General features: G+C 35.2%; 11 protein-coding genes. 9 read left to right on the top strand and 2 right to left on the bottom strand.

All coding sequences use genetic code 11. The annotated features are described in order from the left end of the window. Nucleotide 1 precedes the first annotated feature (1 nt). Complete coding sequence (trkA, locus tag QSV08_RS00115) at nucleotides 2-1,351, bottom strand: Trk system potassium transporter TrkA (RefSeq protein WP_324025617.1); 1,350 nt, start codon at nucleotides 1,349-1,351, stop codon at nucleotides 2-4. Between the two features lie 228 nt (nucleotides 1,352-1,579). Between trkA and ubiE the strand changes: the two genes are divergently transcribed. Beyond that, on the top strand, nucleotides 1,580-2,317 hold the full coding sequence (ubiE, locus tag QSV08_RS00110; protein ID WP_324025616.1) for a bifunctional demethylmenaquinone methyltransferase/2-methoxy-6-polyprenyl-1,4-benzoquinol methylase UbiE: 738 nt from the start codon (nucleotides 1,580-1,582) through the stop codon (nucleotides 2,315-2,317). 54 nt (nucleotides 2,318-2,371) lie between these two features. Beyond that, nucleotides 2,372-3,064, top strand: coding sequence for a porin family protein (locus QSV08_RS00105; protein ID WP_324025615.1), 693 nt, complete (start codon nucleotides 2,372-2,374; stop codon nucleotides 3,062-3,064). 201 nt (nucleotides 3,065-3,265) lie between these two features. Here QSV08_RS00105 and QSV08_RS00100 read toward each other — a convergent pair whose 3' ends face one another. Then, a complete protein-coding gene (locus QSV08_RS00100; RefSeq protein ID WP_324025614.1) occupies nucleotides 3,266-3,985 on the bottom strand; it encodes a TrmH family RNA methyltransferase in 720 nt (239 codons plus the stop codon). A gap of 54 nt (nucleotides 3,986-4,039) precedes the next feature. Here QSV08_RS00100 and QSV08_RS00095 point away from each other — a divergent pair, with 54 nt between their 5' ends. The 7 genes from QSV08_RS00095 (at nucleotide 4,040) to QSV08_RS00065 (ending at nucleotide 12,953) form a co-directional block, all read left to right on the top strand. After that, complete coding sequence (locus tag QSV08_RS00095) at nucleotides 4,040-6,604, top strand: BamA/TamA family outer membrane protein (protein WP_324025613.1); 2,565 nt, start codon at nucleotides 4,040-4,042, stop codon at nucleotides 6,602-6,604. 61 nt (nucleotides 6,605-6,665) lie between these two features. Continuing rightward, on the top strand, nucleotides 6,666-7,733 hold the full coding sequence (fbaA, locus tag QSV08_RS00090; protein WP_282076246.1) for a class II fructose-bisphosphate aldolase: 1,068 nt from the start codon (nucleotides 6,666-6,668) through the stop codon (nucleotides 7,731-7,733). A gap of 29 nt (nucleotides 7,734-7,762) precedes the next feature. Then, nucleotides 7,763-8,638: an acetyl-CoA carboxylase, carboxyltransferase subunit beta gene (gene accD / locus QSV08_RS00085; RefSeq protein WP_324028334.1), complete on the top strand. Its 876-nt coding sequence runs from the start codon at nucleotides 7,763-7,765 to the stop codon at nucleotides 8,636-8,638. After that, nucleotides 8,635-9,120 carry a hypothetical protein gene (locus QSV08_RS00080; protein WP_324025612.1) on the top strand — a complete coding sequence of 162 codons (486 nt, stop codon included), beginning with the start codon at nucleotides 8,635-8,637 and terminating at the stop codon, nucleotides 9,118-9,120. Before accD ends, QSV08_RS00080 begins: the two co-directional genes overlap by 4 nt. Nucleotides 9,121-9,225: 105 nt before the next feature. Continuing rightward, complete coding sequence (gene rpsO / locus QSV08_RS00075; RefSeq protein ID WP_324025611.1) at nucleotides 9,226-9,495, top strand: 30S ribosomal protein S15; 270 nt, start codon at nucleotides 9,226-9,228, stop codon at nucleotides 9,493-9,495. A 211-nt stretch (nucleotides 9,496-9,706) separates the two neighbouring features. Continuing rightward, a complete protein-coding gene (locus QSV08_RS00070) occupies nucleotides 9,707-11,929 on the top strand; it encodes a polyribonucleotide nucleotidyltransferase (protein ID WP_324025610.1) in 2,223 nt (740 codons plus the stop codon). 160 nt (nucleotides 11,930-12,089) lie between these two features. Continuing rightward, nucleotides 12,090-12,953: a sigma-70 family RNA polymerase sigma factor gene (locus tag QSV08_RS00065; RefSeq protein ID WP_299326462.1), complete on the top strand. Its 864-nt coding sequence runs from the start codon at nucleotides 12,090-12,092 to the stop codon at nucleotides 12,951-12,953.

Here is a 12,953-nt window from a genome sequence, read left to right as displayed (position 1 = left end):
CTTACAGGAACATTCGTTCTATTTTTTGAATCTCGTTTGGCAAACAACAAACTACCACTCGATCCCCTTCTTGAATTTTAAATCCACCAAGTGCAATATGCCCTACACCATCTCTAACAACACCGCCAATAGTAGCTGCTTTCGGAAAATCTAGCTCCCTAATCGTTGCACCAGTTACTTTTGAATTCTTTTTTACTATAAATTCTAAAATCTCAGCATTTAAATTATTCAAACGCATTAAGGCAACTACCTCACCTTTTCTGATATGCCTAAAAATATTATTAGCTGCTAATAGTTTTTTATTGATTAAAGTATCAATACCGATAGAATGAGAAAGCTGAAAATAATCCATATTCTCAACTAGCGCTATCGTCTTTTTAATATACTTTGATTTTGCCACCAAGCATGACATAATATTCGTTTCAGAATTTCCAGTTACCGCAATAAAGGCATCCATAGATTCTAAACTCTCTTCGTCTAACAATTCAACATTTCTACCATCACCATTAATTACAAGTGCATCTGGCAACTCATCTGCTAAATCAAAAGCTTTTTCTTTGTTTTTCTCTATCAACTTTACGTTGAATTTGTTGGCACATAGATCTCTAGCCGTTTTATAACCTACTTTACTCCCTCCAAGAATCATTACATTCTTGATTTCAGCTTTTTTCTTTCCAGTTAATTTATAAAGTTCGTCAACTCCTTTTTTAACGGTTATAAAATACACTTGATCACCTTCTTTAAATACGGTATCACCTCTAGGTATTACCGTATACTGCGTACCTGTTCGCTGTAATGCAATTGGCATGAAGTGTAATTCTGGAAAAATCTTTGCCGCTTCTTTTACTTGCTTACCTACAAACGGTGCTGACTTAAGTAATGATACACCTACCATTATCAACTCTCCATCTTCAAATTCGTAAGTATCATTAAACGCCGATTTATTTAAAAGCATCTGAATTTCAGTTGCTGCCAAAGCTTCTGGAGATATCAACTCATCGATACCTAAATCTGAAAACCTTAATAAATCTTTATTCTTAATAAACTCTGTATTCGATATTCTGGCGATAGTTCGCTTACAGCCTAATTGCTTAGCCAGCATGCAAAGTGTTAAGTTCGTAGTTTCAGAAGAAGTTACCGCAATAACTAAATCTGAATCTTTTACCTGAGCATCATTTAATACCGCAATAGAAGTTGCATCGCCTTTTAAAACTCGTATATCTAAATGATTATCTGCGTAAGCAAGACTTTCTTTTTTAGAATCGATTAAGGTAATATCCTGTGATTCATAGGAGAGCAATTTAGCTAAATGAAAGCCTACTTCCCCAGCACCAGCAATTATAATCTTCATTTATTTTATTAGACCGCTAATTATCAAGCACTAATTTTCTTCTCTTAACTATCATATATACTTAAAAGTAGTGTTGAAATCTATAGCATTTATTATGCGGCAAAATTACATAATTAAATTAGTTTATTCTTTATTTTCAATTCTTTAACCATCAACAACCAACCTAAATCGTTAAAAAGGAATAAAGCACGAGCTATATTGTATATTTGCCAAAAAAATAGCAATAAAATGCCCCAAAAAGTTACTCCATACAAAGATTCTAACCTGGGAAAAAAGGAACAGGTTACTAAAATGTTCGATACTATTTCTAAAAATTATGACGGTCTAAACCGCGTAATATCATTTGGCATAGATATTAAATGGCGTAAAAAAGTAGTTGAAATATTAAAAAAAGAAAAACCACAATCTATTCTCGACATTGCTACTGGCACTGGAGATTTAGCTATTGCTCTTGTTAAAACAGGTGCAAAAAAAATTGTAGGTTTAGATATTTCTCCAGGGATGTTAGCTGTTGGCAAAGAAAAAGTGACCGACAAAAAACTTAACAGTACTATTGAAATGGTAGTTGGCGATAGTGAGAAACTAACTTTCGATGACAATTCTTTTGACGCCGTAACAGTTTCTTTCGGAGTAAGAAATTTTGAAACACTGAATATCGGTATGGCAGAAATTCTACGTGTACTAAAACCAAATGGCACGCTGGTTGTTTTAGAAACTTCTGTACCTACTAAAACCCCGTACAAACAAGGTTATAGTTTTTACACTAAAAATATACTTCCATTAATCGGAAAATTATTCTCAAAAGATGATTCTGCCTATGGCTATTTAAGTGAATCTGCTTCTGTTTTTCCCCATGGCGAAAACTTCAACAATATTTTACGCGAAATCGGGTTTATAGATGTAACGAATAAACCTCAAACATTTGGGGTTGCATCAATATATATTGCAAAGAAGGCTAATAAATAATTTTAGCATACTCACAATATATATTTGACGTTTTACAATCGTAAACCAGGATATATGAAGAAGTGGTTTTTTATACCCCTAACGTTGTTGCTTGTTAATATAGCAAGTGCTCAATTCAACGAAAGTCCCATATTGAACAAACAAAACGAAGACAAGAAACTCTTAAACTGGGGTTACTTCCTTGGTTTAAATCAATATGACTTTAAAATAGAATACAAAGAAAACGGTCAAGATATTTTGGTCAGCAAAAGCTTTGGTTTTAATGTTGGATTAATTGGTGAAATACGACTTAACGAATTTTTAGATGTACGTTTTGAACCGGGACTTCATTATGGCTCAAGATTAATGGGATTCCCTGGTTTTGAAGATGAGCGAGATGCTATTAGAGAAGTAAAATCAACTTATATTAATTTCCCTTTATTACTAAAAGCGAGTACTAGAAGATATGGAAACTTTAAACCATTTCTTTTAGGCGGTGTATCTACCGGACTCAACCTAGGTAGCAATGAAGAAAGTCTTGACGACAATAGTTCAGGCACCTTTAGAATGAAAAAATGGGTTAATAATTATGAACTTGGTTTCGGTATTGATTTTTACTTAGAATACTTCAAATTCACACCTTCTATTCGTGGTATTTTTGCCATTACCGACGAATTAGTTCCCGATAATGACCCCAATAGCCCTTGGACAGGAAATATCGAGTCTTTAAAAACGCGCGGAATTTTCATCAACTTTACTTTCGAATAGCAATTAGCAATTAGCAATTAGCAATTAGCAATTAGCAATTAGCAATTAGCAATTAGCAATTAGCAATTAGCAATTAGCAATTAGCAATTAGCAATTAGCAATTAGCAATTAGCAATTAGCAATTAGCAATTAGCAATTAGCAATTAGCAATTAGCAATTAGCAATTAGCAAAAGTTAAATTTTTCAATAATCACAACCTAACTATCTTCTAATTTCATGCAGTAGAATTGCAGTTGCAGAAGCTACATTTAGGCTTTCTGTGGTTGCTTCACCAAATTGAGGTATTGCCAATCTATCGGTACATAGTGCTGCAACAGCGTTAGAAACTCCTTTCCCCTCATTACCCATAATCATTATACCTTTCTCTGGTAATTTAGAATCATTAACACTTACACCATCCATAAAAGTACCATATACAGGCAATTTTGTTGATGACAAAAATACCTCAAGGTCGGTATACTGAATGTTCACTCTGGTAATAGAACCCATTGTAGCTTGCAATACTTTAGCGTTATAGCAATCTACAGTAGTAGCAGAACAAACAATATCATTAATACCAAACCAATCGCAAAGTCTAATAATGGTTCCTAAATTACCTGGATCTTGAATACCATCTAATACCAAAATCCAATCAGATAAAATATTTTCTATTTGTTCAGGCATATAAAATACTCCAAGATATCCATTAGGGTTCTTCAGACTACTTACTTGACCTAATTCTTTATTTGATATTGCATTTACCTGCACATCGCTTACATCTAATGCGCTAGGCTCTACTGCAAACAGCTTGTACACTTTCATGTCGGAACTCACTACTTCCTCCACCGTCTTTTTACCTTCCACAACAAATAGTCCATGCTCATTTCGGCACTTTTTTTGCTGTAGACTTTTGATAAGTTTCAATTCACTTTTGACAACCATTCAAATAATGTATTTTTGATTTCTATGAGGATGGCACTTTGCTCCAAAAACAACATGGCTAAATTAAGCTTATTATCACTACTGGCAATAGTCTTGCTATCCTGCAACTCGTTAAAAAAAGTTGAGGACGACGAGTACTTGGTGATTAAAAACGCCATTTACGCCGATTCTATCAAAATACATAACGAAGAATTAGAAAGCCTTATCTATCAAAAATCAAATTCTACAGTATTAGGCTATCCCTTAAGACTTAATTTATACAACTTAGCAAAAGAGAATACTGACTCATCTTACAATGCTTGGTTATATAGAAAAGAGAACAGAAAAAAAAGACTTGACAAGCTACTTTCAGAAAAACAAGTAGAGCGCTTAGGCGAATCATTTTTGGTAAAAGGTCTTAGCAATTGGCTTAAAGATATTGGCGAAGCACCTACGGTTTTAGATACCACAAAAACCCGTTTAAGCTTAGCTAAACTTAGTGCCTACTACCAAAGTAAAGGCTATTTTACTAATAACACCTCGTACGAAATTGATAGTGCCAAACGTAAAAAAGCCAAAGTAAACTACCATATTGAACTTGGTGACCCGTATATGATTGATTCACTTGGCAACAATATATCATCAACGGCAATTGATTCATTGTACTTTTTAAATTCTGCACAATCATTAATAAAAGAAGGGCAACAATTCGACCTCAGCAATTTCAATGGTGAACGCGAACGATTGACAGGAATTTTTAGAAACAGTGGTATTCGTAATTTTCAAGAAAGCTCTATTACCTTCGATATTTTAAGAGATACTATTAAAGCTGAAGACGATCAGCAAATGAATATTACCCTAAATATTGGTGATTTAAAAACTAGGGGAGAAAACGAAGTAACTACTTCTGCTTACAAGGTAGAAAAGATCAATAAAATAAATATTTACACTGACTACCTATCAACTAACTCTCAAGACTCACTTTACACTATTGATTACCAAGACTATACTATTCACTATTCAAAGAATTTTGACATTAAGCCAAAAACCTTGGCTAACGCCATCTTTTTCAAAAAAGACAGTATTTATAGAGATGTAGATAAAATCAGAACCTCTAGGCAGTTAAATGCACTTAATGTATTTAAATATCCGAATATCATTTTTGAAGCCGATTCCGTAGGCAACAAAGTAAACACTAATATTTACCTTGCTCCAAAAACAAAATATTCTCTTGGTACCAATTTCGAAGTTAGTCGCTCTAACCTGCGTCGTTTAGGCGTTGGTCTGGGCACTACCCTACTTATAAGAAACATTTTTAAAGGTGCAGAAAACTTAAGTATTTCTGCAAATGGATCTTACGGACTTTTAAGCAGCAATACTTTTGAAGCCAATTACTTTTCAGAATTTGGCGGTGACATTACATTAGACTTTCCTAGAATATGGTTTCCGTTTGTTAACACTTCTAGAATTATACCTAATTATACACTACCTAAAACAAGAATTGCCATCGGAACCAATTTTCAGAACAATATCGGTCTGGACAAACAAACATTTAATACTGTTTTAGGTTACAACTGGGTACCAAGTGATTTCGTAAATCATGATGTTGAATTACTAAACATTCAATTTGTTAGAAATGTCAATAGTAATAGATTTTATAATGTATACACAAACACCTATGAACTACTAGATGATATTGCAGACTCTTACGAAGACGCCACCTTATACCCAGAATTAGCAGAATATTTTGAAACCGGAGATAGTGACGATGAATTAAATTTAATAATTCCGTCAGGTACAACAGGCTTTACAGATGCTATTATAAATAGCGAGGTGAGCGCTACAACAGATGATTTTGATGATGTCAACTCTATTGAAGAAAGAAGAATAAGGCTAACTGAGAATAATCTGATTTTTGCTTCTAACTATACTTTCAACAAAACCAACAGAACCGGACCTATAGATAATTCATTTTATCAATTTCGATGGAAAATTGAAGGCGCGGGTAATGTACTTTCTGCTTTTTCATCAATTATTCCGTTCAACAAAAATGATGACGACCAACTTTTAGTTTTTGGTGTACCATTTTCTCAGTATATAAAGAATGAATTTGAATATGTAAAATATTGGGACCTATCTCGCTCTAACGTGTTAGCGGCAAGAGCATTTTTCGGTATTGCCATACCCTATGGTAATTCTGACAACATTCCCTTTGTTCGAAGTTATTTTGGTGGTGGCTCAAATGACAACCGCGCATGGTTTCCTTATTCTTTAGGACCCGGAAGTGTTTCTGCAGTAAACGATTTTAATGAAGCAAACTTAAAATTGGCTTTAAATCTAGAATATAGATTTCCTATTGCAGGTGATATCAACGGAGCTATTTTTGCAGATGCGGGTAACATTTGGAATGTTCTTGACAATGTAGAAGACCCTGACGCTACTTTTGACGGATTAGGCTCTTTAAAAGATATTGCATTAGGAACAGGTGTTGGTCTGCGCTACGATTTCACCTATTTTCTATTTCGATTAGATCTGGGCTTCAAAACCTATAATCCGGCTGAGATTCAGTCTAAACGTTGGTTTAGAGATTATAATTTTGCGAATTCCGTATTGCAAATAGGCATCAACTATCCCTTTTAAATATAATTGTTTTATTACTTTTGTTTTTCATTTTTTTTTAGAAACAAACAACAACATAATTATGGCTCACAATATCAAACCGGGAGTTGCAACCGGAGACGAAGTTCAAGCAATTTTCAACTACGCAAAAGAAAAAGGATTTGCATTACCTGCGGTAAACGTTATTGGTTCAGATACTATTAATGGTGTTTTAGAGACAGCAGCAAGCTTAAACGCTCCTGTTATCATTCAATTTTCTAATGGCGGTGCTCAGTTTAATGCTGGTAAGGGTCTTTCTAATGATGGGCAAAAAGCAGCTATTTTAGGTGCAGTTGCTGGTGCAAAACATGTTCACCAATTAGCAGAAGCTTACGGTGCTACAGTTATTCTTCATACAGATCATTGTGCAAAAAAATTATTGCCTTGGATCGACGGTCTTCTAGATGCTAGTGAAAAACATTTCGCTGAAACTGGTAAATCTTTGTTCAGTTCACATATGATCGATCTTTCTGAAGAGCCTTTAGAAGAGAACATCGAAATCTGCAAAGGGTACTTAGAGCGCATGAGCAAAATGAACATGACGCTAGAAATCGAACTAGGTATAACTGGTGGTGAAGAAGATGGTGTTGACAATTCTGATGTAGATGATTCTAAATTATACACACAACCAGAAGAAGTAGCATATGCTTACGAAGAACTTTCTAAAGTAAGCCCAAAATTCACTATCGCTGCTGCGTTCGGTAACGTACATGGTGTTTATAAGCCGGGTAACGTAAAATTGACTCCGAAAATTCTTAAAAACTCTCAAGAGTATATTTCTGAAAAATATGGTGTTGAGCATAACCATATCGATTTCGTATTTCACGGTGGATCTGGATCTACGGTTGAAGAAATTAGAGAAGGTATTAGCTACGGTGTTATTAAAATGAATATTGACACAGATTTACAATATGCTTTTTTAGCAGGTGTTCGTGACTATGTTCAAGATAACAAAGACTACTTACAAGCACAAATAGGTAACCCTAAAGGTGCAGATGAGCCTAATAAGAAATTTTACGACCCAAGAGTTTGGTTGAGAAAAGGAGAAACTGCTTTCATAGAGCGTTTGAAAAAAGCCTTTGAAGACTTAAACAACGTAAATACTCTTTAACAGTATAGGATAACCAAAAAATGGATGATATGACGGCTTGGTTTAAAAGAAAAGAAAAAGGTATACAAACCTCTACCGAAGAAAAGAAAGACACACCTAAAGGCTTGTGGTATAAATCGCCAACTGGTAAAATAGTTGAGTCAGACGATCTTGCTAAAAACTTTTATGTAAGTCCTGAAGATGATTACCATGTAAGAATCGGTAGTAAGGAGTATTTTGAAATTTTGTTCGATGACAATAAGTTTAGAGAACTTGATGCTAATCTTACTTCTAAAGATCCTTTGAAATTTGAGGATACCAAGAAATATAGCGAACGTTTAAAAGCGGCACAGAAAAAAACCGGACTTAAAGATGCTGTAAGAACAGGATACGGAAAGTCATTCGGTAAAGATATCGTAATCTGTTGTATGGATTTTAAATTCATCGGTGGTTCTATGGGTAGTGTCGTTGGTGAGAAAATTGCTCGTGGTATTGACTACGCTATTAAAAAGAAAACACCATTTATGATGATTTCTAAATCTGGTGGAGCTCGTATGATGGAGGCAGCACTTTCGCTAATGCAATTAGCAAAAACATCTGCTAAACTTGCACAACTGTCTGAAGCTGGCTTACCATATATTTCTTTATGTACCGATCCAACAACTGGTGGTACGACTGCATCATATGCAATGCTTGGCGATATTAATATTGCAGAGCCAGGTGCATTGATAGGTTTTGCTGGTCCAAGAATTGTAAAGGATACTACTGGTAAAGATTTACCTGAAGGTTTTCAATCATCTGAGTTTTTATTGGAACACGGATTTCTAGATTTCATTTCGCACAGAAAAGATTTAAAGAAAAAAGTTAACCTTTATATAGACCTTATTCAAAATAATGCTGTGAGATCAGAAAAAGCAACTGCTTGAAAACTTTAGTATGTACCATACTATCATTTTGGTTTTTATGCTGTTCTACAGATAAAGAAGAAGTGCTCGTCGATGAATCAGATTCGACGAGCATTTTTGATTTTAATGCACAAGTTACCGAGATAAGCATAACAGGAGAGACAAATGCGTTTACATTTGCCACTACAGTCTCTAGTCCTGATACGGGTTGTGATCAACATGCAGATTGGTGGGAAATTATAGATTTAGAAGGAAATCTCATTTATAGAAGAATTCTAACTCATAGTCATGTAGACGAACAACCATTTACAAGATCAGGTTCAAATATTCCGCTTGAAAATGACGACGAAATTTATATTCGTGTTCATATGAATACTACAGGTTATGCATCTGCTGTACAAAAAGGTTCAATAGTCAATGGATTTTCTGCCGCTGAATTAAGCTCTGATTTTGCTGAAGGTTTAGAAAAAGTAGCACCATTACCAAATGGTTGTGCTTTTTGATGTAAATTATCAGAATATAAATTAAACATTTCAAAAAAAATCATACCTTTGCGCCCTGATTGAAAATCAATCATGTACATAAAAATCATTTAAATTAATATTGGAATGTATTTAACAAAAGAAGTAAAAGCCGAAATTTTCAAGAAACACGGCGGTAAAGCAGATAACACTGGTTCTACAGAAGGACAAATCGCTTTATTCACACACCGAATCAATCACTTGACCGGTCACTTGAAAAGAAATCATAAAGACTACAACACTGAGCGTTCACTTGTGAAACTAGTAGGTAAAAGAAGAAGTCTTCTTGATTACATGATTAAAAATGATATTGTAAAATACAGAGAGCTAATTAAAGAGCTAGGTATTAGAAAATAATATTGCAAAAGGGGATAGCTAGCTATCCCCTTTTTTAATACTCCTGCCTTGGGAGGTTAAGCCAAACATATTGGCAAAGGCGAACAAAAAGCTACACACGGTTTTTCATTGGTCAACACAACAACACAACACAACATCTCCGACCAGAGAATTTCAGTCGGAAAGACCATTGTTTAACAAATCTGCATTGCGCAGATTTTAATCAAATTTTATGATTCCAAAAGTTTTTAGAGAGGTTATTGACCTAGGGGACGGTAGAGAGATTTCTATTGAAACCGGAAAATTAGCAAAACAGGCGCATGGTTCTGTTGTTGTTCAATCAGGAAAATGTATGTTATTATGTACAGTTGTTTCCAATTACGAACAAAAAAATCTTGGTTTTCTACCATTAACAGTAGATTATCGTGAAAAATTTGCTGCTGCAGGACGTTATCCAGGTGGTTTCTTTAAAAGAGAAGCAAGACCTAGTGACGGTGAAGTATTAACAATGCGTTTAGTGGATCGTGTTTTACGTCCGTTATTCCCAAAAGATTATCAAGCTGAAACGCAAGTGATGATTCAGTTAATGTCTCATGATGATGATGTTATGCCTGAAGCTATGGCTGGATTAGCTGCTTCTGCTGCTATTCAATTATCAGATTTTCCATTTGAATGTGCTATCTCTGAAGCTAGAGTTGGTCGTATTAATGGCGAATTTATTATTAACCCTACACGTGCTCAATTAGCAGAATCTGATTTAGAGATGATGATTGGAGCTTCAGCTGATTCTGTAATGATGGTTGAGGGTGAAATGGATGAGATTTCTGAAGAGGAAATGGCTGATGCTATCAAGTTTGCTCACGAAGCTATTAAAGTGCAAATTGCTGCACAATTACGTTTAGCTGAAGCTTTTGGTAAAAAAGAAGTACGTGAATATGAAACTGCTGAAGTTAACGAAGATTTAGAAAAAAGAATACACGATTTATCTTACGATAAATGTTATGCTATTGCAAAGAAGGGAACTTCTAAAGCAGAACGTAGTAAGGCATTTGCTGAAGTAAAAGAAGAAGTTAAGGCATCTTTTACTGAGGAAGAAATGGAAGAATTTGGACATCTTGTTGGTGGATATTACAGACAAGCTGAAAAATCAGCAGTACGTGATTTAACACTAAACGAAGGTTTACGTTTAGACGGTCGTAAGACTGATGAAATTAGACCAATTTGGTGTGAGGTTGATTATCTACCTTCTACTCATGGTTCTGCAATCTTTACTCGTGGAGAAACTCAAGCTTTGGCTACAGTAACTTTAGGTACGTCTAGAGATGCAAACAAAATAGATATGCCATCTTACGAAGGCGAAGAGAATTTCTATTTACATTATAACTTCCCTCCTTTTTGTACAGGTGAGGCAAGACCTATTCGTGGAACATCTCGTAGAGAAGTTGGTCACGGTAACTTAGCTCAACGTGCATTAAAAGGTATGATCCCTGCAGACTGCCCTTATACAGTTCGTGTAGTATCTGAAGTTTTAGAATCTAACGGTTCTTCTTCAATGGCAACAGTTTGTGCTGGTACAATGGCTATGATGGATGCTGGTGTAAAAATGAAGAAACCAGTTTCTGGTATTGCAATGGGATTAATTTCTGATGCAGAATCTGGAAAATACGCTGTATTATCTGATATTTTAGGTGATGAAGATCATTTAGGAGATATGGATTTTAAAGTAACTGGTACTGCAGATGGTATTACTGCTTGCCAAATGGATATTAAAGTAAAAGGATTGTCTTATGAAATTCTTGTTAATGCTTTAAAACAGGCCCGTGAAGGTCGCTTACATATCTTAGGTAAAATTACTGAAACAATTTCTGCTCCTGCTGAAAGCGTTAAAGATCATGCACCTACAATGGTTACTCGTAGAGTTCCTAACGAATTCATTGGTGCTTTAATTGGTCCTGGTGGAAAAGTAATTCAAGAGATGCAAAAGGAAACTGAAACGACTATCGTTATAAATGAGGATCCTGTTACTGAAGAAGGTATTGTAGAAATTTTAGGTGTTGGTAATAAGGGTATTGATGCTGTTATGGCAAAAATAGACTCTATATTATTTAAGCCTGAAGTTGATAGCGTTTACGAAGTAAAAGTTATTAAAATGCTTGATTTTGGTGCTGTTGTAGAATATATGGATGCACCTGGTAACGAAGTATTATTACACGTAAGTGAATTAGCTTGGGAACGTACAGAAAATGTATCTGATGTTGTAAACATGGGTGATGTATTCGATGTTAAGTATTTCGGCCTAGACAAACGTACACGTAAAGAGAAAGTTTCTCGTAAAGCGCTTTTACCAAAACCAGAAGGTTTTGTTGAAAGACCACCACGTGATGACAAGCGTAGAGATGACCGTCGTGGAAACGATCGTAGTCGTGATCGCGATAGAAAACCAAGAAGAGATTAATACTCTTGTAAGTTTATAAAGTAAGCCCCGACATATATGTTGGGGCTTTTTTTATGCATTTCAACAGATTTATGAAGTTTTTTGCCTCCAATTGTAACATTCGGAAGATTTTTACGTATAAGTATATGCAGTCTATGCAAATTGAACTTAATTTATTTTAATGAGACAGCTTAAGATTACAAAACAGGTCACCAATAGAGAGACCGCATCTTTGGACAAGTACTTACAAGAAATTGGAAAAGTTGACTTGATCACCGCTGATGAAGAAGTAGAATTGGCACAACGTATTAAGGCAGGCGACCAGCGTGCACTTGAAGAACTTACGAAAGCCAACCTCAGATTCGTGGTTTCAGTTGCTAAGCAGTACCAAAACCAAGGTCTTACTTTACCAGATTTGATTAACGAGGGAAACCTTGGTCTTATCAAAGCTGCACAGCGTTTTGACGAAACGCGGGGATTTAAATTTATCTCCTACGCCGTATGGTGGATCCGTCAATCTATATTACAAGCTTTGGCAGAACAATCTCGTATCGTTCGTTTGCCATTGAACAAAATTGGTTCTATCAACAAAATCAACAAGACTTTTGCTTTCTTAGAGCAAGCGCATGAAAGAATGCCTTCTCCTGAAGAAATTGCTAAAGAATTGGATATGACTGTTGATGACGTAAAACAATCATTGAAAAACTCAGGTAGACACGTATCTATGGATGCGCCTCTTATCGACGGTGAAGATTCTAACCTTTATGATGTACTTCGTAGTGGCGAATCTCCAAACCCAGATAGAGAATTATTACACGAGTCTTTACGTACAGAAATTGAGCGTGCATTAGAAACATTAACGCCTCGTGAGGCAGATGTTATTCGCTTATACTTTGGTCTTGCTAATCAGCATTCTATGACCTTAGAAGAAATTGGCGAAACTTTTGATCTAACAAGAGAAAGAGTTCGTCAAATTAAAGAAAAAGCGATTAGACGTTTAAAGCATACTTCTAGAAGTAAAATATTAAAAACGTATTTGGGTTAA

The organism is Maribacter sp. BPC-D8 (assembly GCF_035207705.1).
In the GTDB taxonomy this organism is placed as follows: domain Bacteria; phylum Bacteroidota; class Bacteroidia; order Flavobacteriales; family Flavobacteriaceae; genus Maribacter.
The sequence above is the reverse complement of the archived record's forward strand: the minus strand, read 5'-3'. Positions and strand labels throughout refer to the sequence as shown.